We start from the raw sequence: 24,160 nt of genomic DNA on the forward strand, positions 1-24,160 counted from the left end.
TGGGCCCCGGCCACCGGGGCCCACGCCGGTGCTACAGCACCGTTCTCAGGACCGGGTCGGTAGCAAGTCGTCGTGCAGGACGAAGCCCTCGTAGCCGGCGCCGGCCACCTCGCGCAGCTTCTGGCGGTACGCCGCCAGCCCAGCGAAGTAGAACATGACCCCTCTCCTCTTACCCGGGATGTTGCCGCCGTTGATGAAGGAGTCGACCTTCGGGAAGAGGGTGTGGCCGGCGAGCTCCTCGCAGACCGCGGTCCAGGCGTCCTCCGCGCTCTTGGTGGCCTCGATCGAGGGCCGGTCGTACTTCCGTGCCGCCGCGATCAGGTCGGTGATCCACTCGACCTGGGTCTCGATCGCCGGCGGCAGGTTGCTGAAGACGGTGTTCGGACCGTAGATCATGAACAGGTTCGGGAATCCGGGGGTGGCGACGCCCAGGTAACTGCTGACCCCGTCCTGCCAGTGCTGCCGGATGGTCTCGCCGCCGCGGCCGCGGATGTCCATCCGCCGGTAGCTGCCGTCGACCGCGTCGAACCCGGTCGCGAAGACCAGGACGTCGAGCTCGTGCTCGACACCGTCCTCGGTGAGCAGGCCGTTCGGGGTGATCTCCCTGATCGGATTCTCCTTGAGGCTGACCAGGGAGACGTTGTCGCGGTTGAAGGTCTCGTAGTAGTCCTCGTTGCTGATCGGGCGCCTGGCGTAGTAGTCGTTCGGCGTGAGCTTGCGCGCGGTCTCCTGGTCCTTCACGATCTCTCTGATCTTCGACCTGATGAACTCGGCGGCGGCCTCGTTGGCGGCCGGGTCGCTGGCGATGTCGGAGAACGTGCCCAACATGAAACGGAAGGCGTTCCCCCTGTCCCATGCCTCCTGGAACACCCGCCGGCGTTCCTCCTCGGAGACGCTCATCGCGGGAACGTCGCTCTCCTGGAACCCGCATCCCACGTAGGAGTTCCAGACCTGCTCCCAGACCTCCTCGTAGTTGGCCCGGTACTTCGCCTTGAACTCGTCGCTGAGCGGGCCGTTGCCGGACGGGACGACATACTGCGCCGACCTCTGGAACACCGTCAGGTGCCCGGCCGTCTTCGAGGCCGCGCAGATGAACTGGGTGCCGGTCGAGCCGGTGCCGATGACGCCGACCCGCTTGCCCTCGACCGAGAGATCCTCGGGCCAGGCACCGGTGTGGACCAGGCGGCCCCGGAAGCTGTCACGTCCCTTGATGTCGGGAAGGTTGGCCGCCGACAGGACGCCCAGCGCGGTGACGAGATAGCGTGCGGTGAGGCTCTCACCGCCGCCCGTGGTCACGGTCCAGACGCTGCGCGAGTCGTCGAACACCGCGGATTCGATGCTCGTGTTGAGCTGGATGTCCCTGCCCAGGTCGTACTTCTCGACCACCGACTCGAGGTAGGCCCGCATGTCGGCCTGATCGATGTAGCGGTTGTTCCCGATCGGCTCCCGGAGCGCCTCCTTGTCGAACGCGTACCGGTAGACCAGGCCCTCGCTGTCCGACTTGGCGCCCGGGTAACGATTCCAGTACCAGGTGCCGCCGACACCACCTGCCCGGTCGAAGGCCCGGGCGGCGAGGCCGAGCTCGTTGCGAAGCTTGTGCAGCATGTAGATGCCGCCGAACCCGGCCCCGATGACGATCGCGTCGAGGTCGGTCTTCCTGTCGATCACGGGTGAACTCCTTCGTGTCTGTGTCCCGGGTTCATGTGGGCGACCGGATCGGCCGCGATGCCGGTCGCACGAATCTCGGTGTCTAGCTGTGGCGAGCCCTCACGGCTGGAGCCTGACGACGCTCCAGCCCGCCGGCGTCCGGTCGTAGCGCAGTCTCCGATGCAGCCTGCTGGCGGCGGCGGACCAGAATTCGACGGTGACCGGTGCCAGGCGGTAGCCGGCGAACCTCGCCGGTCTGGGCAGGGGTGAGCCGCACGCCGACAGGCGGTCCGCCTCCAGCCGCAGCCGGGAGACGTCGTCGATGGGTTCGCTCTGCCTGGAGGCCGTTGACATGGCGTGCAGCGGCACCGGACGGGCGGCCCACAGCCGATCCGCCTCAGGCTCGCTCAGCAGGACCGCGGTGCCCGAGACGATCACCTGTTGCGCGGTCTCCCGCCAGTACAGCAGCCCCGAGGCCCAGCCGGTCTCGGCGAGTTCCCGCCCCTTCTGGCTGGTGCTGTGGCTGGTGAAGACCACCCCCTGCTCGGAGACGTCGACGATGCTGACCGTCCGGTTGGAGGCGCGGCCTCGACCGTCCGCGGTGGCGAGCGCGAGGGCCAACGGCTCGCGCACGCCCGCCTCGACCGCCGACGAGATCCACCGCTGTACCAGCCCCATCGGTTCGGCCGGGGGCCTGTCGTACTCGGGGAACGCCCTGTCCATCACGCCGGTCAGGCTCTCGAACCTGCTGCTCATCTCTGCCTCCGGGACTCTGTCACTGACGGGTGGCCGCCGGCTCCCCGTACGCCCTCTCGTCAGACGTAGATCACTCCGCGGGCGACGGTGACGCCCGATCCTCCGACCCGCACCGAGGTGACGCGGTCCGCGGCGCGGTCCGCCCAGGCCCGCATCAGGGAGGGCCGGCCCATCTCGACCCCTTGGTGGATGTCGATCCACTGGCCGAACCCGATACGCCCGTGGCGGGCGAGATGGACGGCGAGCGGACCCGCCGCCGAGCCCGTCGCCGCGTCCTCGGTCACCCCGTAGGCGGGGGAGAACATGCGGCTCCGCCAGCTCGTCTCGGAACCGGCGTAACAGTTGGTCGCCATGTCCGGGAACACGGCCAGTGCGCGGTGGTCGGGATTGACGCGGGACAGTGCCGCCACGCTCTCCAGCTCCACGAAAACGTGCCGGGGACCGTTGGAGTAGATCTCCACGGGAAGCTCCGGGGTGGGCACGCCGAGCGCGGCCAGCAGTTCGTCGGCGCGGTCGAACTCCTCCCAGGTCGGGATCGGCTGCTCCATCTGAGCGGCGACGGGCCTCCCGTCGACACGCTCCAGGTCGAATGTGATGACTCCCATCACCGTCTCCAGCAGGAGCCTGTCCTCCGTGAACGACTCGCCGAGCGCGATGGCCGTTCCGAGGAGCGGATGACCGGCGAAGGGGAGTTCGTTGACCGGAGTGAAGATGCGGATGTGCGCGTCGCCGCCCTGTTTCGGCGGGAGGACGAACGTGACCTCCGAGAGGTTCATCTCCCTGGCGATGCTCTGCATGCGGTCGGCGTGGAGGTCTTCCGCGTCGAAGAAGACGGCGACGGGATTACCCCGGAGCGGCGTGTCGGTGAACGAGTCGATGACCACGTACGAGTGCGTCTCGTCAGGTGCGACCTGGTGTGCCGTCATCCGCTCAGCACCCTTCCGATGAAGGAGCCGAGGATGCGCGGGCCGTTCTGGGTGAGCACGGACTCGGCGTGGAACTGGAGCGAGGAGAAACGCGGGCCGCGCAGCGCGTGCACCTCACCCGTCTCCGGATCCCGGCAGACGTCCACCGCGCCGACGCCGTCGATCTCACTCCTGTCCTGGTCCGACCGGGCCGCGAAGGTGTTGTAGAACCCCACCCGCTGCCGATCACCGAAGAGGTCGATCTCCCGCTGTACGCCCTGGTTGGGAGCGTTCCGGCGCCGCAGGTCGAACCCGAGCCGGGTGCTGAGGACCTGGTGGCTCAGGCAGACGGCCAGGAACGGGCGGCGTTCGGCCAGCAGGGCGTCCACGGCCGACCGCAGGTAGGCGATCTTGGGGTGCCGGGACTGGCGGGGGTCGCCGGGGCCCGGTCCCAGTACGACGAGGTCGTACCCGTCGAAGGGAGGGATCTCGTCGTGGCGGCGTACCGTCACCGACATGTCCATGGCGCGTAGCTGGTGATCGAGCATCGAGGTGAAGGTGTCCTCGGCGTCGACGATCAGTGTCCGGCACCCTGCCAGCTCCGGGAACGACGCCGCCCGTTCGGCGCCGGTGCCCAGCCAGAAGCCGGCGATGGTCGCGTTGCGCCGTTCCAGCGCGTCACGCACGTCGGGGTGCGTCCCGAGCCTGGCGGGGTCGGGGGTCTCCAGCGCCGCGAGCAGCCCGGCCGCCTTGGCTCGGGTCTCCGCGACCTCCGACACCGGATCGGAGTGGCGGACGAGCGTGGCGCCGACACCGATGTGCACCCTGCCCGCGCCGTCGATGTCGGCGGTGCGGATGAGAATGGAGGAGTCGAGGGTCCGGCCGCCGGACGCGTCACGTCCGATGAGGGCGACGATCCCGCTGTAGTAGCCGCGGCCCTGCGGCTCGTGCCTGTCGATGACCCGGCAGGCGTTCTCCAGCGGGCTTCCGGTGACGGTCGGGGCGAACATCGTCTCGCGGAGGATGTCGCGGACGTCCCAGTCGCTGTCGCCCTCGATGAAGTACTCGGTGTGCGCGAGCCGCGCCATCTCCTTGAGCCGTGGGCCCACCACCCGTACACCGGGCCGGCAGATCCGCGTCATCATCTTGAGCTCCTCGTCCACGACCATGTAGAGCTCGTCGGACTCCTTCCGGTCGGCGAGGAAGTTCATGACCTCGGGCAGCGTGGGGCCGGACCTCGGGTAGCAGTAGGTGCCGCTGATGGGGTTCATCGTGGCGACACCGCCGTACAGGGTGACGTGCCGTTCCGGGGTGGCGCCCACGAACGTCCGCTCTCCGGTGTGGACGATGAAGGTCCAGTACGCGCCCGACTCGACTTCGAGCAGTCTCCGGAAGAAGGCCAGGGCGCTGTGCGGCGTGTAGTCGCCGATGTCGGCGACAAAGGACCGCTTGATGACGAAGTTCGCGCCCTCGCCCTCGCCGATCGCCTCCTTGACCACCCTGCGGACGGTCTCGGCGTAGTCGTCGTCGGCCACGTCGAAGTGCCCGCCGGACACGGTGACGGGGACGTCGGGGATCTGGGCCAGCGCCTTGGCGACGGGCACCGTCCGCTGCCCGGTCACGGTCATCGTGAACAACGGGGCGTCGTCGTCGACGCACACGAAGCCGCGTTCGCGGATCTGCCGGTACGGGATGATCGCCAGCACGTCGTGGCCGGCGGCGCCCCCGGCCTGCCCCGCGCCGGGCAGGAGGATGTCGGCCAGCTTGGCGACCTGGGCGACCTCGCCGACCAGGACGTCCAGCAGTGCCGGACCGTGCGCCTCGGGGCGGTGGAGCAGCGCGAAGGCCGGCGGCCGGGGCGCCAGCACCAGGTCGAGCAGGTCGTCGCCGATCACGCCCGGTCCGGTCACGAGAACACCTCCTTCGCGGTGATGACGACCGCGCAGCGTTCGGCCGCGTACTCGAGGGTCATCCGGTGGTGGTCGGCGGTGAAATCGGCGACGGCATCGGCGACCAGGAAGGTCTGGAGATCGTTGGTGAACGCGTCGATCGCCGTCATCAGCACTCCGACGTGCGCGTACACTCCGCAAACGATCAACTGGTCGCGACCGCCCTCCCGGATGCGGTCCAGTAGGTCGGACCGGAAGAACGCGCTGTATCGCAGCTTGTTGAACATCCAGTCGCCGGGCGAGGGGGCCAGCTCGTCGACCACCAGCTGGTCGGCGGGGGCTCTGCGCATGCCCGGCCCCCAGAAGTCCTTGAGCAGCCCTCGTTGCTCCTCGCTCATGTCACCGGGCTGGGCCGTGTAGCCCACCGGAACGCCGAGCGCGACGCTGCGATCGCGCAGCAGCGCGATGTTGCGGATGAGTCCGTCCCGCACCGAGCTGGGGAAGGGTTTGACGAAGTAGCGCTGCATGTCGTGGATGAGAAGGACCGCGCGGGCGGGGTCGGGAACCCACTGGGCGGTGCTGGTAGGCAGATCGCCTGCCGTCGGAATCAGATAGGGCTCAATAGGGGGTATACCAGGCATGATCGTCCTTTCTCATCGGATCGTTCACGTCAGTCGCCCCAGGCCGAGATCACCGAGACCGCCTGCCAGAGGGTGAGCCTCGGATCGCAGAAGCTCGTGTACCGCTCCCCCACCCGGCCGAAGTCGGCCTCGTCGGTGACGCACTCGGTGACGTCGTCGGGGGTGGTCTCCAGGTGCAGGCCGCCTGCGACGGCGCCGGCGGCCTCGACCGCGCCCACGAAGTCGCGGACCTCCCGCATGAGCGTCCCCACCACGCGGGTCTTGCGCCCGTCCGGGGTGACGACCGTGTTGGCGTGCATGGGGTCGCACAGCCAGATGACCGGATGCCCCGCGGCCCGGACGGCCTCGACGAGCGATGGCAGCCGGCGGGCGACCAGCTCCGCGCCCATCCTGGCGATCAGGGTCAGCCGGCCGGGCTCGCGTTCTGGATCGAGCCGCTCGCACAGGGCGAGCAGCTCGTCCTGCGTCATCTTCGGGCCCACCTTGCAGGACACCGGGTTGGCCACCTCCGCGAGCATGGCGACGTGCGAGCCGTCCACCTGCCGGGTCCGCTCACCGATCCACGGCCAGTGCGTGGAACCGAGGATCAGCGTCCCCGCCGCGTCCCGGCGGAGCATCGGGACCTCATAGTCCAGGAGCAGCACCTCGTGGCTGGTCCACACGGGCGGGTCGATCTCGGGACGGCGATACGAACCACGCCAGCCCAGGTGTTCCATGATGTCGCTCGCCGCCATGTACCCCGTGAGGATGCGGAGCGGATCGGGGCGTCTGCTCTCGGGCGTCGGCTCCGGGCCGTTCACCAGGTGCCCCCGGAACACCGGGAGGGTGACATCGCCGACCTGTTCCGTGGGGTTGGACCGCGGCTTGGCGAACTGGCCGCCGATACGCCCGACCCGGAGCACCGGCTTGTGCGTGACCATCTTGAGCGCGCCGGCCAGCACGTCCAGCGTGGCGCACTTGCGGGTGACGTGCTCTCGCGTGCACTCCTCCGGATCCTCGGCGCAGTCCCCCGCCTGCAGGACCAGGGCCCCGCCCGCCGCGACGTCGGCGAGAAGAGCGCGCAGGCCGCGCACGTCCTCCGCCCTGACGAGCGAGGGGCGGGATGCCAGCGCCTCACCGACGCGCTGTACCTGCGAGACATCGCTCCACTCGGGCTGTTGTAACGCCGTGCTCAGCCTGATATCGGGCATGACGAGGTCACCAATCTCCATCGGTTGAAGGCGCCCTGCGCGCCGGGATCGTCCTTGACTCGGTGGGGGATGTCCAGAGATGGTCGCCTGGCTGGTGGGCTGACCATGAATGCTGATCGGCTTTCCGGCCGCCGCCCTGACACGGCCACCGCCGACGACCGTGAGTCATCGAAGCCGGTGAAGGGAGCGGTCGCCGCTAGGTGGGGATCCCCTCACGCTTGACCTCGGGGACGGGGATGCCCAGCGCGCGCAGCTGCTCGAACGGGTTCATGAACTCCCGCTGCTGCCTGATCTTCCCGTTCTCCAGCAGAAACGAGTGCAGGAAGTGGTTCTCGTATCGGCCCTCGGGATAACCGGGGAAACGAATTGCCCCGGCACCGTCGCACTCGACCCAGAAGAAGTTCGGGTCCTGAGTTTCGAAGATCTCGACGTTGAACCAGACCCAGTCGGGAAAACACTTCAGTGACCAGACCGCGTGCTCCCCGAGCCGGTCGCGGCCGTGAATGGCGATCGGCTGTCCGGTGTCATTGGTCCACAGGCCGCCGACACCGTCCTCGGTAAAAAGCAAGTGCCGCCGAAGACGGTCCTGCCCCCTGGTGTTCATATAAATTTCAACCGTTGCTCGGTTGATCTTCCGAAGCTCCACTTCCGCACTGTTTCCCGGGAAATGAGAACTGTCCGACATGACAAACCCTCCGATGATTGCCGTCTTCGCAGACGGTATTCCAGCCCTCCGGCAAACGGAAGGGGTGTACTGCCGCCGCCTGAACAATTGGCGGTCAGCCGGCTTTCTCGGACTTCCGCGACACCACGCTGGCCAGCTTTTTCCAATCCTCACAGCGCTTGAGCACCACGGCGTGGATGAGCGGCACGCAATGGATGGGGACCGCCTCGGCGATCTCCTCCCACTGGGATTGCTCCATTTCGGTGAGCAGGAGCATCCGCAGCAGCGTCCGCCCGGACTCCGTCGACCGCAGGGACGGGTCCCGGACGAGCTTCTGCACCACCGACACGGTCTCGACCGCGGTGGCCTTCATCTCCCCCCTCGGCGACCTCGTCCCGTTCCGGGGCGGGGCGACGGCGGCCGCGCCCTCCTCCGGACCGCGCAGCCGCTCCGGGATCGGGTTCTGGCCGTGGTGGAGGCGTTGGCGAACGTCCCGAACCGTTCCCACCGAAAGGCCGGTCTTCCTCGACAGCTCGCGCAGCGAGATCTCGGGATTGGTCGCCATCAGGGCCGCGGCGTTGTAGCGTCCCTCGACGCTGCTGACCGGCCGGGCCCTTCCGTCCTGCCCGAGGCGGCTGTCCAGACGCGAAGCCGCCTCACCCGCCCGGCTGCGGACCTTGCCCACGGTCTTGGGGCTCAGTCCCGTACGTTCCGCGATGGCACGATCCGACCAGCGCGGGTGGGAGCCGATGATGCGCTGGGCGGCGGCCTTGCGCTCATCCAACGTCAGCGGCAGGCCGTGCCTGACATTGAGCTGTACGGAAAGGACGAACGCATCCGCCTCGCTTCCGTCAAAGAAATGAACTGTGATTTCTGTCACACCTCTCATTGCGGCGACGCGCAACCGGTGCGCGCCATCGATCACGCGCATGGTCGGACGGTGTACAAAGATCGGGTCCGTACTGTTTTCGGTCTCCGCGAGACGGCGAATATGCGCAGGGTCTTCCGCTTGTTTGCGGGGCAAAAGCGAGGGCATGAGATCGCCCATGGAGACGACCCCTTTCGGCAGATCCCGGAGCAGATCCGATACCTCGGGAAGATGCTTCTTGTCATTCCGATCGGTGTCGGCTGCGACGTGAAGTGTCACGGTGATACCTTCCTTCATGAAGGAGTGACGGTAAGGTGAATTCTTCGCAAGAAGCACACCTAGGCACCAACCTGGTTGTCAACACCTTGATTTCAGAGAAAAGCGGTCCTTTTGGGACAGGAACAAACGAACAAAAGCGGGCCCGCGCAACGGCGCACCCGGCCGGACGGCAGGCCTCTCCATTGAGGCTCAGCGGATCGGTGACAGGTGTGGCGACCAGCGCTTTCGCGGATCTATGAAGTTGGCGATGAACATCGGGACGGGTCGGGCAGGGTGCTATACGAGTTGGTGGCCGGTGTCACGTCCTGGCCGGCCGGTGGCGGTCGAGCGACCGGGTCCTGTCGGCGGGAGCTCTGCGGGACACCCCTCCACCGCGGCCTCGAACAGCTTGACGCGGTCGTGAACCCACCGGACCTCGATGGCGACGGCGTCGGTGGCGATCCGCTCGTCGCGACGCCGTCCCAGCGGCGTGTCCGACCTCATGTCGCCGCACAACCACTCGGCCTCTTCCCACGAACACCCCGTCGCAGGGCTCACGACCATCACCTCGAAGCCTCTCGGTCCGGACAACGAGACCCCCTGACGGCCGACGGATGTTCATCCAGTACCGGTAAAGTGAGCGGTGCGAGGGTGAGCGATCCAATCGATCTCGCGCCGTCCGTCTCGTCACTTTCTTATGACGAAATGCGACGACGAAAGGTGACCGATGAACGATCAGGCCGTTTTGGTGGAGCACTTCAGCCGGTCTCGCGACCATCTGCGATCCGTGGCGTACCGCATGCTCGGATCAGTGGACGAGGCGGACGACGCCGTACAGGAGGCCTGGCTGCGAGCCCATCGCGTCGGGGCGGACGCCGTCGTCAACGTGACCGGATGGCTGACCACGATCGTCGGCCGCGTCTGTCTCGACATGTTGCGCTCACGCCGGCGCCGGAACGAGGAGTTCACCGAGACAACCGAGCTGGAGCTGCTGGGCGGCCACAATGAGGCCACCGATCCGGAGAGGGAGGCGGTGCTGGCCGACTCCGTCGGGCTCGCCCTGCTCGTGGTCCTCGACAGGCTCGGGCCGGCCGAGCGCATCGCCTTCGTGCTGCACGACCTGTTCGCCGTGCCGTTCGACGAGATCGCCGAGATCGTCGAGCGGTCGCCGTCGACCACGAAGAAGCTGGCGAGCCGAGCCCGCCACCGGGTGCACGGCGCCGCCTCCGTTCCGGCCGCCGACCTCGGCCTGCAGTGGAAGGTCGTGGACGCCTTCCTCGCCGCATCACGCGCCGGCGACCTGGACGCCCTCCTCGGCGTGCTGGCTCCCGACGTCATCAGGCGAGCGGACCTCACCGCGCTGCGTGGAGACGGGCAGACCGAGGTGCGCGGCGCCCGCGCCGTCGCCAAGGAGACGCTCACCAACTCCGGCCTGGCGCGCTTCGCCCGGCCCGCTCTCGTCAACGGCGTCATCGGAGCCGTCGTCGCACCACGCGGGCAGCTGACGCTCGTCCTCGAAGTGGTGATCGACGGTGGCCAGATCACCGCGATCAACGTCGTCGGCGACCCGGCCCGGCTGCGCCGCTTCCACCTCGCCGTCGCCGAACCCACCTCCGTTCTTCTCGCACACGATTGAATTCCCGCCACCGGTTCACGCACTATCCTCCCTGCGGCTTCGACGACCGTTGAGAGGGAGACCAATGATCATCAATCCCCGGCTCACCGTGCTGTACGTCAGCGACCAGAGCAGGACCCTGGAGTTCCTCACCGAGACGCTCGGCTTCGAACTGGCGGCCGACGTCCCCTACGGTGACGATCGGCGCTGGGTCGAGGTCCGCCTGCCGGGCGCGCAGACCTGCGTGGCGCTCGCCGCCGTCGAACCGGCCGTCCTGGAGACGCTCCGCGCGCAGGCCGGACGGATGACGCACGGCTGGTTCGACTGCGACGATCTCGACGCCACCTGCGCGGACCTGCGTACCCGGGGTGTCGAGATCGTCGTGGAGCCGCAGGCCGCCTCCTGGCGTGAGGGCGGCCGATGGGCACAGATCGCCGGTCACGACGGCAACCTCTACGGGCTGACCGAACACGGCCGCTGACAGCCGGACGGCGTCGGGCGCCCTCGACCGCCCGGCGCGCAACTGAGCGCTTTCTTCAGTTGCACACCCGCGCGATCGGGCTCGGACGGGCACCGTCCGAACCCGCGGACTAGTGCTTCAGCGGACTGTCGTCCCCGGACTCGACGGCGGCGTGACCGTTGTGTCCCTCGTCGAGAGGCACCTTCTCTCCTCCGTACGTCGTGGACATGCGGACTCGCAGCCTGCCCAGGGGGCCGCGCATGCCCTTGGGCGGGATGCCCGCACCGTCGTGGGCCGACAGCGTCGGCACCGCCTCCTTGCCACGCAGGTGCGCCTCGGCCTCCTCCGACGGCGGCGCGTGGACCTCGATGAACCTGCCGTCCGGCAGACGCTTGATCACACCGGACGCCACGCCGTGCCCGATGATGGCCGCGTCGGAACGCTGCAGCCCCAGACAGACGCGGTAGGTGATGATGTACGCGAGTACCGGCCCGACGACCACCAGGACGCGGCCGGCGTAGGTGGTGGTGTTCAGGCTGATATGGAAGGTGGACGCGATCTCGTCGTTGGACGCCAGCAGCCACAGCACGCCGTAGAACACGACGACCGACATGCCGATCGAGGTGCGGTGGGGATTGTTACGAGGGCGGTCCACGATGTGGTGCTCGCGGTTGTCTCCGGTGATCCACCGTTCGGCGAACGGGTAGAGGATCATCCCGGTGATGATGAGGCCCAGCGGCACCAGCGCCGGGATGATCACACTCAGCGGCAGCGTGCCCGCCTGGTCGGCGCCGAAGAGGTTGATCTCCCACGCGGGCATCAACCGCAGCGCGCCTTCCAGGAAGGCCATGTAGAAGTCGGGCTGAGAACCGGCGGAGATGTCCGCCGGACTGTACGGGCCGAAGAGCCAGATCGGGTTGATCTGGGCGAAGGTCCCCAGCCCGGCCAGCACCGCGAAAGTGAACAGGAAGTACGACCCGGCCTTGAGCATGAAGGCCGGGTAGAACGGCGCACCCATCACGTTCTGGTTGGTGCGCCCCTTTCCCGGCATCTGGGTGTGCTTCTGCACCCACATCAGCACCATGTGCGCCGAGACCAGCGCCAGGATGATGCCCGGAAGCAGCAGGATGTGGATGGAGTAGAAGCGCGAGATGACATCGTCGCCCGGATACTCACCGCCGAACAGGAAGAACCTCAGATACGTCCCGATCACCGGCAGCGAGATGATCGCCCCCTCGGTGACCCGCATGCCCGCGCCGGACAGCAGGTCGTCGGGGAGCGAGTAGCCGGTCAGCCCTTCGAAGAGCGCCACCGTGAGCAGCAGCACTCCGATGATCCAGTTGAGCTCGCGCGGCTTGCGGTAGGCGCCGGTGAAGAACACGCGCAACGCGTGGATCATCATGCCGGCTATGAACAGCAGGGCCGCCCAGTGGTGGACCTGCCTGATGAGCAGGCCGCCGCGCACCTCGAAGCTGATCTCCAGTGCCGAGGCGTAGGCCTCGGACATCCCCACACCCCGCAGCGGTTCGTAGACACCGTCGTAGATCACATGGCTCATGCTCGGTTTGAAGAAGAACGTCAGGAACGTTCCGGTGAGCAGCAGGATGACGAACGAGTAGAGCGCGATCTCGCCGAGCAGGAACGACCAGTGGTCGGGGAATATCTTCCGCATGTTGCGTTTGACGAAGTCGCCCGCCCCGATACGGTCGTCGAGAAAGCTCGACGGGCCGGCGACGGCCTTGGGAACCGTCTTCGGTTCGGTGCTCATGCCGTACCTCCCTTCTGCCTGACCTCGGCCTCGGCGTCACCGCGCTCCCAGTAACCGGGGCCGACGGGCACCGCGAAGTCGCCCCTGGCGATCCCTTGGCGGCTCGTCCGGCGTTTCTCGGCAAAGCCGTCCCCAGCGGTCGCGAGCGCCACGCCAGCAGGCCTGCCCACCTGGGGTGACCTGCCGTGGACCGTCCCGGCCAACTTGCCTTGCAAAGACATCCGTGCCTTCACCAGCTCTCAGAAGGGGGCATCTCTCTCTAAGGAAGACGTTCGCCGCCCCCGGAACGTGACACGCGCCCCCTCGCACCGCGAGCGATGTCACGTCGCCGCTCCGCGGTGCGTCTTACTTGGTAACCGAGCTTGAATCCGAGCACCGCGTCCGTATCGCATAACGGGGTGAATCCTCTTGGTCTCCGTTCCAGACGACTCCTACATCGACCCCAGTGCCTGGCGGATTCCCATGGACGCCATCGGGGGGACACTGTCGATGAACACGTCGAAAGGTCCGCGGCTCCTTTACGAGCTGCCCTGTTTCCACGGCTCCTTCTACCTGCGACCGAGTGGAGTGCTGGCGGGATTCGCGCTGCAGCTGCCGCTGCCGTCCTGCCCGGCGTGGCTGCGCGACGACGAGGCGCCGGTGCTGTTCTGGGAATCGGTGGACCTCGCGGCCGACGGGTCCTCGAACGGGGTCGACGGGCAGGCCCGGCTGCGGCTCGGCCGGCAGGAGGCCTTCACGACCGTGTCCGGTCTGTGCACCGAGATCCCCGTCGGCCGCTCGGGCCGCTCCTATCTGAAGATCATATTGGAGACGGTGTTCTCCTCCCTGCTGCTGCGCTGGCCGGCCGAGGCGCAGAAGCGGCTGCGCCCGGCGACGCTCAAGCTGTTCGGCGAGATCCGCCCCGCCCGGGTCGCGCCGGGCTCGCTTCCGGACCAGCCGCGCTGAGAAGGCGAAGCTCCGGAAGGTGCCCTCCGGTGGGTCCGCGGCGCTGCCCGCGCCCCGCACCGCGCAGCGGGCCACGGTGCCGAGCGGTACGCCCCCGCGCGGGCCCGTGCGGGCCCGCGCGGATTCGCCATCGGGTCCGGTCACCGCTCCCCTTCGATGCCCCCCAGCTTGTCCTGGTTCGCGATGATCCAGATCTGCGTGATGCGGTCGGTGACCGGATCCAGATCGACCACGACGACGGCGACCGTCTCACCGGCGGCGACGATGAGCGCGGCGGGACCTCCGTTGACGTCCACCACGGACCCGCCGCCGCGTTCGCCCGGCGACGCCCCGGCCGACGGCCGCAGCACCTTCTGGATGCCATGGATCAGCAGGCGGCTGACCTTCTGCGCCCCCCGTACCGAGGTCCGGGGCACGCCGCGCAGGCCGTTCCCGTCGCTCCACAGCGTGACCTCGGGGGCGAGCAGGTCGAGCAGCCTGTCGATGTCGCCGCCCAGGCACGCGGCCAGGAAGCGCTCGGTGACCTGCATGCGGACCTTGCGGTCGTAGCGGAACCGGGGCTGTCGCTCACGCACGTGCGCGCGAGCGCGGCGGGCGATCTGCCGGACCGTGGGCTCGGAGCGACCGAGCACGGCCCCGATGTCGGCGAAGGAGAACTCGAACGCCTCGCGCAGCACGAAGACGACTCGCTCCAGCGGGGAGAGGGTCTCCAGCACCACCAGCATGGCCATGGAAACCGAGTCGGCCGTCTCGGCGCCCTCTCCGATCTCCGGCCCGGTCGGCAGCGGTTCGGGCAGCCACGGTCCCACGTAGGCCTCCCGGCTGGCCTTGGCCCGCCGCAACCGATCGAGAGCGAGCCGGGTCGAGACCTGGATGAGGAAGGACTGCGGATCGGTGACCCGGGAATGGTCGACGCGGTTCCATCGCAGCCATGACTCCTGAACGACGTCCTCGGCGTCGGCCACGCTGCCCAGCACCCGGTATGCCACTTTGAACAACAGCTTCCGGTTCTTCTCGAAGTCTGCGACCGACCTGGCGTCCGCATCAGTCACTGCGGCTTTACCCTCCTCGTTGTCGGGTTCCCCTACTCATGTAGACGCCCCGGACGTTCGAGAAGTGACATCCTCCGCCGACTCCACCACCCGCTCCCGGTGGCGGCCGCCTCTGCCGCCGCACGCCAGGCGTCCGCCGTCGAACGCGCCTACCGGAATTCCGGTCAGGCCGGTACTGGGGTTTCCTCACCAAACCACGAGCGGCGAACCGCCGTACCTCGATCTGGCTACACGGTGATGACGATCTTTCCTAGGGCCCTGCCCCCGGTCAGACGGCGGATGGCCTCGGGGACCTCGCCCAGCGGGTACGTCCGGTCGATGACCGGCGTGAGCTTCCCTGCCTCCAGGAACTCCATCAGGACGGCCATCGAGTCCTTCCTGCTCGGCGCCGACGAACTCGGCTTCGACAGTTGGCTCCGGAACCCGGAGATCGCCATCAGCTTGAAGAAGTGCGGCAGGCTTCCCAGCCAGCGGCCACCCACATCCCCGAAGCGATCGTGCCCGATGAGCACGTAGGTCCCCTCGGGCATGAGGGCGTGCCGACAGTCCGAAAACGAGTGGTTCCCGGGAACGTCGAAGATCAGGTCGTAGCGCTCACCACTCCGGGTGAAGTCCTCCCGGGTGTGGTCGATGACACGGTCCGCGCCGAGCGAACGCACCATGTCCAGTTTCGCCTTGTCGTCGACGCCGGTCACCGTCGCTCCGTACGCTTTGGCGAGCTGTACGGCGAAGGACCCCACGCCGCCGCCGGCACCGTTGACCAGCACACTTTGGCCTGGCCGCAGCCGTCCCTCCGGAAGGTTCCGCAAGGCGATGAGTCCGGAGGTGGGTACGGCCGCGGCCTGCTCGAAGGTGACGTTGCCGGGCTTCGACGCCAGGGCGTCCTGTGAGACGGACACATACTCGGCGAAGGCGCCGCCGTTCTTCCACTGGTTGCCTCGGATGGTCTCGCCGAACACCTCGTCGCCCGGCCGGAACCGCGTCACCTTCCGGCCCACCGATTCCACGTGGCCGGCCACATCCGTTCCCGGAACGCGGTTCTTCGGTCTGAGCAGCCCGGCTCCCATCAGACGCAGGACGTACGGTCGGCCACTCACGACGTGCCAGACATCCGGATGGACGGAGGCCGCGCGAACGCGTACCAGCACCTCGTCCTCCTTGACCACCGGCTTGTCGATCTCTCGAAGTTCGAGAACCTCGGGTGAGCCGTACGCGTCCTGGACAACCGCCTTCATGAGGGTCTCCCGCGCCGTCGCGACACTGCGGCAATTCACGACATCATACGTCGCGGCCTCATCGCCCCGAGAAGCCGATTTCCCGGCCGATCAGGGACGCGTGACACCCGGGATCCCGGCGGACGCGCGGTTCAGCGACCGGCTCCCGGGACGACGTGCCCCGACTCGTAGGCGAAGACGACGAGTTGCGCGCGATCACGGGCGCCGAGCTTGGTCATCGTCCTGCTGACGTGCGTCTTGACCGTGGCGTGGCTGATGACCAGGTGGCCGGCGATCTCCTCGTTGGACATGCCGGCCGCCACCAGCGCCAGGACCTCGCGCTCCCGCTCGGTCAGTCGCTCCAACCCCGGACCGGCCACCGGGCGCGGCGGTGTGGCGACGTACTCCTCGATCAGCCGCCGGGTGACGGACGGCGACAGCAGCGCGTCGCCTCGGGCGGCCACCCGCACCGACTGCAGCAGTTCGGCGGGCTCGATGTCCTTGAGCAGGAAGCCACTGGCGCCCGCGCGCAGGGCGGCGAAGACGTACTCGTCAAGGGCGTAGTTGGTGAGGATCACCACCCGGACCCCGTCGAGCTCGGGATCCGCGCCGATCCTGCGGGTCGCCTGGATCCCGTCGAGCAGCGGCATCCGCACATCCAGCAGCGTGACGTCCGGCAGCAGCCGCCGGGTCAGCTCGACGGCCTCCACCCCGTTGCCCGCCTCGCCGACCACGACGATGTCGTCGGCGAGTTCGAGCAGGGCACGGAAACCGGCGCGCATCAGCGCCTGGTCGTCGGCCAGCAACACCCTGATCACGGCTGCCCGGCCAGCGGCAGCTCGGCGCGGACGGCGAACCCTCGCCGGCCGCGCGGCCCGGCGGTGAGCGAGCCGCCGACGGCCACCGCGCGCTCGCGCATCCCGATCAGGCCCATCCCGTGCTCCACGATGCCCGTGCCGGACTCACCGTCGTCCTCGACGCGTACCACGATCATGGCGGGATGGTATTCCAGCGTCAGCGCGATCGACGCGTGCCCGGCGTGGCGCAGCACGTTGGTGAACGCCTCCTGTGTGACGCGGTAGGCCGCCCGGTCGACGTCCGGGGGAAGCCCGCGTGGCACTCCCACGGTGGTGAACCTCACCGGTAGCCCCGCCGCCTCGGCCCTGGCCACCAGCCTCGGCAGGCGTTCCAGCCCCGTCTCCGGACCGTCCGGCTCCGCCTGCCGCAGCACCCCCAGTGTGGCGCGCAGTTCCCGCATCGCCTCGTGTCCCGAATCCTTGATCGCGACGAGCGCCTCGCGGGCCCGCTCGGGCTTTCGGTCCAGCAACTCCAGGGCGACCGACGCCTGAAGGTTGATGACCGAGATGCTGTGGGTGAGCGTGTCGTGCAGTTCCTGGGCGATCCACAGCCGTTCCTCTCCCGCCCGGCGCAGCGCGGCCTCCTCTCGGGTGCGCTCGGCCTCGGCCGCACGCCGCTCGACCTCCCGCACGGAGGCGCGGCGGTTCCTGACGACCTCCCCGATGACCACCATCGCCACCAGCCATCCGCTGAGCAGACTGAACCCGTCGCCGGGCGCGGGGTCGGAGTCGGACAGCGCGATGAGGCCGTAGACACCCACGGCCAGTGCCACGGCGAGCGCGACGGCAAGCCTGCGGCGGCCGAGGGTCGCCGCAGTGTAGATCGCCGTCAGCGCGGGCGCGGCGACGAAGACACCCGGATACCGCCCCGCGTAGTAGGCGACGCCGCACGCGACGGCGACCACCCCGACGACCATCGGCGCCCTTCGGCGGAAGGCCAGCGCCAGCGACGACACCGTGATCAACGCCAGACCCGTGCTGTCCAGCGGCCGCTCGAACGGCCCCGACCAGGACAGTCCGCCGTAGGTGCCCGCGACGATCCCGGTAAGCGCGGCCAGCGCGATCAGCGTGTCCGTCCTGTGGTTCCTCACCTCTGCCACGGTAGGCCACCGGATCCGGCCGGTCCTCCCGCCGGCCGGGGAGGTCCGGCGTACCTCCCCGGTGGCATCCCGGGGCCTCGGATACATCCTGGGGTGTAGCGCGGAACGCCGTCTTCGGGGCGACGATCGTCAAGCCCCGAATCGGAAGCATGGCTCGCATGGACTCCCCACCCTTCCCTGGCTGGATCATCCGGTCACTGCGCCTGTTCGCCACCGCGCACCTGCTCGGAGTGCTCGGGCAGGCCGCGCTGGCCGGGCTGTTCGTCACCGGTGACGTGGACATGCTCACCTGGCACCGGAACAACGCCGGCGTGACGCACGTCCTGCTCTACCTCCAGCTCGGGGCCGCGATCGGACTGTGGCGGCCCGGCCGGGGCCCGCTCTGGCCGGCCGGGGCGAGCGCCGGGCTCGTGACCCTGGAGACGGCGCAGGTCGTCCTGGGCCAGGACCGGGTCGTCGCCCTGCACTTCCCGCTCGGCATGGCGATCTTCGGCCTCTCCGCCGTACTGTGCGCATGGACGTGGCGGGGCCTGCGGACGGCCGCGGCATGACCTCCCGCAGAGCTTTCCTCGGCCTGCTGGGCGGCGCGGGCCTCGCCGTCGCCGGATGCGGGGGCCTGACCGGCGAGACCGCCGGCGAGGCCCTTGCCAGCGCGTTGCCGCTGCCCAGGCCGTTCACCGTCCCGCTGCCCGTCCCCGCACTCGCCCGGCCGACGCGGCCGGGCCACTACGAGGTGGTCCAGCGCGCGGCCCGGATGGAGGTCATCCCCGGCACCACGACCGAGGTGTGGGGGTTCGACGGAACCTTCCCCGGGCCGACCTTCGACCTGCGCCGAGGCGGCCGTACCACCGTCAGGGTGCGCAACGAGTTGCCGGTGCCCACCTCCACCCACCTGCACGGCGGCGTCACCCCGCCCGACTCCGACGGTTACCCGACAGATCTCGTGGTGCCCGCGGGCCAGGGGTTCGGGCCGCCGCCGGGGGGCCACTCCCGGCATGGGACGGACGCGGACCTGTCGTCGTGGACGTTCCACTCCGGGGCCAGGGACTACCTCTACCCGCTGGACCAGCGGGCCGCCACGCTCTGGTACCACGACCACCGGATGGACTTCACCGCGCCGCAGGTGTGGCGGGGGCTGGCCGGGTTCCTGATCGTCCGCGACGACGAGGACGACGCTCTGCCGCTGCCGAAGGGCGAGCGCGACATCCCAGTGATGATCTGTGACCGGTCCTTCGAGGAGGACGGCTCGTTCCGCTACCCGTCGCTCGACCCGAGCCTGCGGGTCACGCCGGGAGTCGAGGACGCCTACATGGAGGGTGTCGAAGGCGACGTGATCCTGGTCAACGGCGCCCCGTGGCCGTTCCTGGAGGTGTCGGCCACCCGCCACCGGCTGCGCCTGCTCAACGCCTCCAACGCCCGGCGATACCGGCTGGAGCTGTCCCCCGGCGGCCGCTTCACACAGGTCGGCAGCGACGCCGGGCTGCTGACCGCGCCGGTGACGCACTCTGCGGTCGTCATCGCCCCCGCCGAACGGTTCGACCTGGTCGTGGACTTCTCCGACTACCCGGTGGGCAGTGAGGTGACCCTGCTCAACACCCTGGGAAGCGGCCCCACCAGGAACGTGATGCGTTTTCTGGTCACCAGGCGGGCCGTCGACGGCAGCGCGATCCCGAAACGACTGTCGCGGCCGGAGCCCGCCGACCGCTCCTCGGCGGTGACCACCAGGACGTTCGACTTCCGCGCCACCAGGCGGGGACCGGGTGCTCTTTGGACGATCAACGGGCGACCGTTCCGGCCGGGCAGGCCGCTGGCCCGGCCGCGTCTCGGCACGGCCGAGATCTGGCGGTTCACCAGCGACTTCCACCACCCCGTACACGTGCACCTGGCCCACTTCCAGGTGCTCTCCCGCAACGGCAGGCCGCCCGCCGCCACCGACGCGGGCTGGAAGGACACCGTGGACGTGCGACCGTACGAGGTCGTGGAGGTGCTCGTCCGCTTCGAAGGTCACCGAGGCCGCTACATGGCGCACTGCCACAACCTCGAACACGAGGACATGGCGATGATGGCCGACTTCGAAGTGGTGTGACCGCTCCCGGCCAACACCCCGGAAGAGGTCGTCTATATCGGCTCGATCAGCAAGAGCCTGTCGCCGGCGTTGCGGCTCGGGCTCCGCACATCGCGCCCACCGGCATCGCCGCCGGACTGCACGTGGTGCTGCACCTGCCTCCCGGAACCGAGCGCTCCGTCGTCGAGGCAGCGGCCTGGCAGTCGATCGCCCTGGACGGTCTCGCCGACTTCCGCCACCCGGCCGCCGCCATGCCCGCCCACGACGGCCTGGTCGTCGGCTATGCCGCCCCGCCAGAGCACGCCTACGGGCCCGCGCCGGAGGCGCTGTGCCGAATCCTCCCTTCGGCCCCCGCCGGGAGCTGACCTGCCATGGCGGTCACCACCTCGATAAGCGGCGCGGCCGACAACCCTCCGCCTCGGGGAACGGCCCAGAAGCGGCCGGTGTGCTCGCCGTACCAGACCGTCCACCACGGCAGCCGCCTGGCCGGCTCCTGCCCCGCCGCCCTGTTCGCGGCGTCCTCCGCCACCCGATCGTCCGCTCGCGCCCACCTCCGGTCACCGAATCCATCGGCGCCATTAGAAGGCGCGTACGACCGGCAGCGGAGGATGACAACCGGCGACGGCACCGAACAGGCCGGACGTCCTCCCCCATCGAAGATCTGTCCTGCCAAAGATCAGGCGACGGCCACCTTGAGTCGTCTGCCGTCCGCCGTACGGACCGGCGCACGCGGACTCAGAAACCACCCCCTCCCCCAGACCGGCCGCGCGAAGGCGCGGCTCGGGCGAGCCCGTCTGGCCCGCCAAGCCACCCCCGGACAGCGGGGACGATGGAGACGGCGGCGGGGGTGGATCTGCGGCCCTCGGCGTCACCCGCCTGGCCCGCCTGGGCCAGGCCGAGCCCCGGCTGACCGTCGGCGAGACCGAGATGGCCCCGTCCTACCCCTCCTCGCCGAATGGTTCGCCCGAGGCAGCACCGAGACACAGATCCGAACCGTGCCGACCGTCGGACTCCCCGACGAGATCCGCTCACCCGCAAAACTGATCATGCACCGGCTGCGGGCCAAACTGCCCGCCCTTGCGTCGGCGACCACGCCTTCCAGGCCCGCGGCCCGCGCCGAGTGCGACGATTGCGCACGCCCTGTACCGAACCCCGGCAGATGCCCTCAGTGCGTTGACACCCAGACCGGAAAACCCGCCCCGACCGCGGACGTGAAACGCGGTGCCACCCTCGCCCGCGAGCTGTTGAAGCGGCCACGCCTCATAGCTGCATAAATCACACCTTCCCGCCCGAATCTGCGACGGCACCACCGACAATCAGCAACACGAGCGTCGCTTGGCCCTCGCGACCTGAACCATGAGATGGTGGCGTGGTCGCATCCCCCGCGCCACCCGGACATAAGCGCCGCCTGGCCCTCACAACCTGAGCACGGGACCGCCACGAGATCGCGGCGCGATCACATCCTGCGCCGTACAACTCGACCACGCTTCGAGCACACACCACCCCGGCACAAGCCCCACATCAGCAGCGCTTGTCCAGTCTGTCGACAAGCTTTCGGCCACCCGCCATCGGTGATACTCAATAACCCGAAACATCCGGGCACGGCGGCGGGCGGCGCGGGCAACACGACGCGCCGGCCGATCGTGCCCGCTCGATCGAGAAGGCCCACCCCTCTGAGGAACACGACGAAGGCCGGTGACGGGCCTTCGGTCACTTGATCGTTTCGGTGGTGGCTCGCTAGGGTTGGGCGCCTTTGCTCGGAATCCTGTCCGCTCGTGCCCGAGGGTGTTCCCGTGCGCCGTTACCGTTTCGGCAGAGTCGCCACGCTGTTCGCCGCCGTCTATGTGGCCGTGGTCGTCGTGGCCGGTGTCCGCGCGCTGGCCACCGGCGATCCCGCGCTGCTGCGCGAGATCGTCACCGGAGGGTGGGACGCGGACCTCGTGCCCTACACCTGGTGGGTGGAGCTCCTCATGGTCGCGGGCGGAGTCCTGCAGGGATGGGCCTACTGGCAGGTGCTACGCGGGCGTCCGGCCGGGGCGGCGGCGGTCAACGCCAGGCCGGTCCGGCTGCTGCGGGCCGCCCTGTACCTCAGCCTCGCCTGCACGCTGCTGTACCTGCTTCCGATCCCGTACCAGTGGTGGTCCGGCCTGCCTTTCGACCTGCTCCAGGTAGCCGTCGTCGGGCTGTTCTTCGTGGTCCTCGCCGGGGTCCTGCCTCGATGGCTGCGGCTGCTCGGGCTCGTGGCGGGGCTGGTGAACGCCGCCATGGGCATGGCCTACACCGTCGCCTACGGCCTCGGCCACTACTCCGTTCTGCAGTTCGTCTCTCCGTACCAGCTCGGCAACGTCGTCTACCTGCTGTGGCTGGTGCCGGTCCTGGTCGGCCAGGCCAGGGACGCGCGGTGGAGCCGAGGCACCGTACGGCTGGGCAGGGCCTCGGCCGTGCTGTCGCTGCTGTCGTCGGGAGGTGGTTCGTTCATCTCGTTCGGCGGTTCGGGCATCGACTACGACCTGCTGCTGCTCATGGTCCTGGGCGTTCTGGGCGTCTTCGGGACGGTGTGGCAGGCACGCTCCGCCCACGAGTTGGGCGCCCTGGCACCCGCACCGTCTCCGGTGCCTGCGGTCCGGGGAGCACCCGCGCGGGCGTGGCCCCTGGCCGCCGTGGCCGTGGTGCTCCCGCTGATCCCCGCGGCCGTCAACCTCGCGGACGGCATGCCCGCGTGGATCGGCCCCCGGGGCGCGGTCGACGACCTCTTCCACGGGCACGTGAGCTATCCGGCGACGGTGCTCTGGGTCGCCCTGGACCTGCTCATCGGGGTCGGCGCCCCGGCCGTACTGGTCCTGGTCGCGGTCGTACGCAGGACCAGGCGGCTGCTGCGTGCCACGATGCTGGCCCTGACCCTCGCCGCGGCGGCAGGCGTCGCCACCGCCCTCACGGCGAAGGCCAAGGCGGACTGGCAGTTCGTCCCCGAGATGACCGAGCAGCGGCTGGCCCTGTACCCGGACGAGCTGTTCGACCAGAACGAGAAGGGTGAGATCCTTTTCGGGCTCTCTCCGCTGTGGTACAGCGCCGCGCTCACCGCCTCCGCTCTCGTCCTGTTCCTCCTGTACCGCGCCCCGCCCGCCGCCCGCCCGCGCCACCATGTGCTCTTGGCGGCGCTGGCCACCTTCGTGGCCCTGTGCCTCCTGCCGGTGGCCGACGAGGCGCGCGGTCCGGTCACCACGGCCGAGGACTGCTCGCCTCCCGAGCCTTGGGAGACGGGCGGCGAGCCCGTGCAACCCCCGCCGCCGACCGGCCCGCGCGACTTCATCTGCGCCGTACGCCAGCAGCAGGCTCTTCCGTTCGCCGCCACCGCGCCCGACCAGGTGCTGCTCGACCGTGGCCGTTACCTGTGCGCCGCCTACACCCGCAACGATCCGCGCGAGCTGGCCCGCCTGCGGGAGGTGGAAGGGGTGAACGTCCGCGACCTGAGCGGGGTACTCGCCGGGATCTGCCCTGCCGCGAACGCGAAGGTCACAGCGGAAGCGGCCGCCGAGGATCGCGAGTTCAACGAGTTCATCGCCGAGGAGCAGCGCAAGTGCGACGCCACCCCGCGTCACCGCCCCCTCATCACGCCCGCCAAGGCGATCCGCCTCAAGGAGCCGGAGTGGCCCGAGGCGAGGCTGGAGCTGTACGACGAATACGCCGGCGAGGGCAGAAGCACGAGCGCCGGTCCGGTCACCGCCGGGCCCGGCTACGTGACGGTGAGCACACATTCCGACTTCCACGTCTGCGTCACGCTGGAGACCTACAGGCGCCGCCCACCGGTCGAGACCAAGGGCTGGGACAACGTCGTCGAGGTCGGCTACACCAACCAGGGCAGCGAGATGATCTTCATGGACGGTCTGAGCGGCACCGAGCTGCCGGACCTGTCGCTCAACGGCCGCAAGGGGCACTACCGCATCCGCGTGCACTTCGCCTGGTTTCCCTGGAAGGGCGAGAAGTACGGCACCCAGCGGCTGCTGATCATGGCGTACCCCGGACCGGGTGACAAGGTCGTCACCTATCGCAGACCGCCGAAGCGACGTTGACGAAGTCCTCATCACTCGTGCCGATGTCGGTCGCGGTCACGTCTCGAAGACCAGCCCTGTCGTTGACGAAGCTGACACGAAAGGCACTTGAGGATCGTTATCCGTGGTCGGCGCGCTTCAGGAAAGAACCGGCATGCGGTGAGGACGCCGGGGTGCGGCGGTTGTCCGGCAGGGTCTGCACCCGGCGAAGTCGCCG

Annotated in this window: 22 protein-coding genes; 7 read left to right on the forward strand and 15 right to left on the reverse strand. The window is 69.0% G+C overall.

What is annotated here, in order from left to right; translation table 11 throughout:
- Positions 1–45 precede the first annotated feature (45 nt).
- The 9 genes from AB0J58_RS39500 to AB0J58_RS39540 all read right to left on the reverse strand — a co-directional run bounded on the left by AB0J58_RS39500 (position 46) and on the right by AB0J58_RS39540 (position 9,376).
- Positions 46–1,668: an NAD(P)/FAD-dependent oxidoreductase gene (locus AB0J58_RS39500; protein ID WP_364225624.1), complete on the reverse strand. Its 1,623-nt coding sequence runs from the start codon at positions 1,666–1,668 to the stop codon at positions 46–48.
- Positions 1,669–1,767: 99 nt separating this feature from the next.
- Positions 1,768–2,403: a phenazine biosynthesis FMN-dependent oxidase PhzG gene (gene phzG, locus AB0J58_RS39505; RefSeq protein ID WP_364225626.1), complete on the reverse strand. Its 636-nt coding sequence runs from the start codon at positions 2,401–2,403 to the stop codon at positions 1,768–1,770.
- A gap of 59 nt (positions 2,404–2,462) precedes the next feature.
- Positions 2,463–3,329, reverse strand: coding sequence for a PhzF family phenazine biosynthesis protein (locus AB0J58_RS39510; protein ID WP_364225629.1), 867 nt, complete (start codon positions 3,327–3,329; stop codon positions 2,463–2,465).
- Positions 3,326–5,218, reverse strand: a complete 1,893-nt coding sequence (locus tag AB0J58_RS39515) for an anthranilate synthase family protein (RefSeq protein WP_364225632.1) — start codon at positions 5,216–5,218, stop codon at positions 3,326–3,328. Before AB0J58_RS39515 ends, AB0J58_RS39510 begins: the two co-directional genes overlap by 4 nt.
- On the reverse strand, positions 5,215–5,838 hold the full coding sequence (locus AB0J58_RS39520) for an isochorismatase family protein (RefSeq protein WP_364225634.1): 624 nt from the start codon (positions 5,836–5,838) through the stop codon (positions 5,215–5,217). Before AB0J58_RS39520 ends, AB0J58_RS39515 begins: the two co-directional genes overlap by 4 nt.
- Positions 5,839–5,867: 29 nt before the next feature.
- Positions 5,868–7,049: a 3-deoxy-7-phosphoheptulonate synthase gene (locus AB0J58_RS39525; RefSeq protein ID WP_364225637.1), complete on the reverse strand. Its 1,182-nt coding sequence runs from the start codon at positions 7,047–7,049 to the stop codon at positions 5,868–5,870.
- 175 nt (positions 7,050–7,224) lie between these two features.
- Positions 7,225–7,713, reverse strand: a complete 489-nt coding sequence (locus AB0J58_RS39530) for a PhzA/PhzB family protein (RefSeq protein WP_364225641.1) — start codon at positions 7,711–7,713, stop codon at positions 7,225–7,227.
- A 94-nt stretch (positions 7,714–7,807) separates the two neighbouring features.
- Positions 7,808–8,857, reverse strand: coding sequence for a ParB/RepB/Spo0J family partition protein (locus AB0J58_RS39535; RefSeq protein ID WP_364225643.1), 1,050 nt, complete (start codon positions 8,855–8,857; stop codon positions 7,808–7,810).
- A gap of 258 nt (positions 8,858–9,115) precedes the next feature.
- The gene (locus AB0J58_RS39540; protein WP_364225646.1) at positions 9,116–9,376 is read right to left on the reverse strand and encodes a hypothetical protein; all 261 of its coding nucleotides are present in this window, start codon (positions 9,374–9,376) and stop codon (positions 9,116–9,118) included.
- A gap of 169 nt (positions 9,377–9,545) precedes the next feature.
- Here AB0J58_RS39540 and AB0J58_RS39545 point away from each other — a divergent pair, with 169 nt between their 5' ends.
- Together AB0J58_RS39545 and AB0J58_RS39550 are read left to right on the forward strand one after the other, a co-directional pair.
- Entirely contained in the window at positions 9,546–10,454 is a 909-nt protein-coding gene (locus tag AB0J58_RS39545) for a sigma-70 family RNA polymerase sigma factor (RefSeq protein WP_364225649.1), read from the forward strand.
- A gap of 64 nt (positions 10,455–10,518) precedes the next feature.
- Positions 10,519–10,914, forward strand: coding sequence for a VOC family protein (locus tag AB0J58_RS39550; protein ID WP_364225652.1), 396 nt, complete (start codon positions 10,519–10,521; stop codon positions 10,912–10,914).
- 109 nt (positions 10,915–11,023) lie between these two features.
- Here the strand turns inward: AB0J58_RS39550 and AB0J58_RS39555 are convergent, their stop codons facing one another.
- Complete coding sequence (locus tag AB0J58_RS39555; RefSeq protein ID WP_364225655.1) at positions 11,024–12,661, reverse strand: ubiquinol-cytochrome c reductase cytochrome b subunit; 1,638 nt, start codon at positions 12,659–12,661, stop codon at positions 11,024–11,026.
- Entirely contained in the window at positions 12,658–12,882 is a 225-nt protein-coding gene (locus AB0J58_RS39560; protein WP_364225658.1) for a hypothetical protein, read from the reverse strand. The genes AB0J58_RS39555 and AB0J58_RS39560 overlap by 4 nt, the downstream gene beginning before the upstream one ends.
- Before the next feature lie 187 nt (positions 12,883–13,069).
- Between AB0J58_RS39560 and AB0J58_RS39565 the strand changes: the two genes are divergently transcribed.
- A complete protein-coding gene (locus AB0J58_RS39565) occupies positions 13,070–13,606 on the forward strand; it encodes a hypothetical protein (RefSeq protein ID WP_364225661.1) in 537 nt (178 codons plus the stop codon).
- Positions 13,607–13,746: 140 nt separating this feature from the next.
- Here AB0J58_RS39565 and sigJ read toward each other — a convergent pair whose 3' ends face one another.
- The 4 genes from sigJ to AB0J58_RS39585 all read right to left on the reverse strand — a co-directional run bounded on the left by sigJ (position 13,747) and on the right by AB0J58_RS39585 (position 17,820).
- The gene (sigJ, locus tag AB0J58_RS39570; protein ID WP_343963702.1) at positions 13,747–14,658 is read right to left on the reverse strand and encodes an RNA polymerase sigma factor SigJ; all 912 of its coding nucleotides are present in this window, start codon (positions 14,656–14,658) and stop codon (positions 13,747–13,749) included.
- A 227-nt stretch (positions 14,659–14,885) separates the two neighbouring features.
- On the reverse strand, positions 14,886–15,893 hold the full coding sequence (locus tag AB0J58_RS39575) for an NAD(P)-dependent alcohol dehydrogenase (RefSeq protein WP_364225663.1): 1,008 nt from the start codon (positions 15,891–15,893) through the stop codon (positions 14,886–14,888).
- A gap of 131 nt (positions 15,894–16,024) precedes the next feature.
- Positions 16,025–16,690 (reverse strand): response regulator transcription factor, encoded by a 666-nt coding sequence (locus AB0J58_RS39580; RefSeq protein WP_364154395.1) that lies wholly within the window; start codon positions 16,688–16,690, stop codon positions 16,025–16,027.
- On the reverse strand, positions 16,687–17,820 hold the full coding sequence (locus AB0J58_RS39585; RefSeq protein WP_364225665.1) for a sensor histidine kinase: 1,134 nt from the start codon (positions 17,818–17,820) through the stop codon (positions 16,687–16,689). Before AB0J58_RS39585 ends, AB0J58_RS39580 begins: the two co-directional genes overlap by 4 nt.
- 167 nt (positions 17,821–17,987) lie before the next feature.
- Between AB0J58_RS39585 and AB0J58_RS39590 the strand changes: the two genes are divergently transcribed.
- From AB0J58_RS39590 to AB0J58_RS39605, 4 genes are all read left to right on the forward strand, one after another.
- Positions 17,988–18,380, forward strand: coding sequence for a hypothetical protein (locus AB0J58_RS39590; RefSeq protein WP_364225668.1), 393 nt, complete (start codon positions 17,988–17,990; stop codon positions 18,378–18,380).
- The gene (locus AB0J58_RS39595; protein WP_364225671.1) at positions 18,377–19,915 is read left to right on the forward strand and encodes a multicopper oxidase domain-containing protein; all 1,539 of its coding nucleotides are present in this window, start codon (positions 18,377–18,379) and stop codon (positions 19,913–19,915) included. The genes AB0J58_RS39590 and AB0J58_RS39595 overlap by 4 nt, the downstream gene beginning before the upstream one ends.
- Positions 19,916–20,040: 125 nt before the next feature.
- Positions 20,041–20,259 carry a hypothetical protein gene (locus AB0J58_RS39600; protein ID WP_364225674.1) on the forward strand — a complete coding sequence of 73 codons (219 nt, stop codon included), beginning with the start codon at positions 20,041–20,043 and terminating at the stop codon, positions 20,257–20,259.
- Between the two features lie 1,428 nt (positions 20,260–21,687).
- Positions 21,688–23,964 (forward strand): DMT family transporter, encoded by a 2,277-nt coding sequence (locus AB0J58_RS39605; protein ID WP_364225677.1) that lies wholly within the window; start codon positions 21,688–21,690, stop codon positions 23,962–23,964.
- The last annotated feature ends 196 nt before the right edge of the window (positions 23,965–24,160 follow it).

Source organism: Streptosporangium sp. NPDC049644 (genome assembly GCF_040675205.1).
Classification (GTDB): Bacteria; Actinomycetota; Actinomycetes; order Streptosporangiales; family Streptosporangiaceae; genus Streptosporangium; species Streptosporangium fukuiense.

Bases quoted from the DNA above. Each gene is read 5' to 3' on its own strand.
- AB0J58_RS39510 (WP_364225629.1), bottom strand. From the start codon at position 3,329: ATGACGGCACACCAGGTCGCACCTGACGAGACGCACTCGTACGTGGTC.
- AB0J58_RS39550 (WP_364225652.1), top strand. From the start codon at position 10,519: ATGATCATCAATCCCCGGCTCACCGTGCTGTACGTCAGCGACCAGAGC.
- AB0J58_RS39535 (WP_364225643.1), bottom strand. From the start codon at position 8,857: ATGAAGGAAGGTATCACCGTGACACTTCACGTCGCAGCCGACACCGAT.
- AB0J58_RS39555 (WP_364225655.1), bottom strand. From the start codon at position 12,661: ATGAGCACCGAACCGAAGACGGTTCCCAAGGCCGTCGCCGGCCCGTCG.
- AB0J58_RS39530 (WP_364225641.1), bottom strand. From the start codon at position 7,713: ATGTCGGACAGTTCTCATTTCCCGGGAAACAGTGCGGAAGTGGAGCTT.
- AB0J58_RS39525 (WP_364225637.1), bottom strand. From the start codon at position 7,049: ATGGAGATTGGTGACCTCGTCATGCCCGATATCAGGCTGAGCACGGCG.
- AB0J58_RS39590 (WP_364225668.1), top strand. From the start codon at position 17,988: ATGGACTCCCCACCCTTCCCTGGCTGGATCATCCGGTCACTGCGCCTG.
- phzG (WP_364225626.1), bottom strand. From the start codon at position 2,403: ATGAGCAGCAGGTTCGAGAGCCTGACCGGCGTGATGGACAGGGCGTTC.
- AB0J58_RS39545 (WP_364225649.1), top strand. From the start codon at position 9,546: ATGAACGATCAGGCCGTTTTGGTGGAGCACTTCAGCCGGTCTCGCGAC.
- AB0J58_RS39575 (WP_364225663.1), bottom strand. From the start codon at position 15,893: ATGAAGGCGGTTGTCCAGGACGCGTACGGCTCACCCGAGGTTCTCGAA.
- AB0J58_RS39520 (WP_364225634.1), bottom strand. From the start codon at position 5,838: ATGCCTGGTATACCCCCTATTGAGCCCTATCTGATTCCGACGGCAGGC.
- AB0J58_RS39560 (WP_364225658.1), bottom strand. From the start codon at position 12,882: ATGTCTTTGCAAGGCAAGTTGGCCGGGACGGTCCACGGCAGGTCACCC.
- AB0J58_RS39595 (WP_364225671.1), top strand. From the start codon at position 18,377: ATGACCTCCCGCAGAGCTTTCCTCGGCCTGCTGGGCGGCGCGGGCCTC.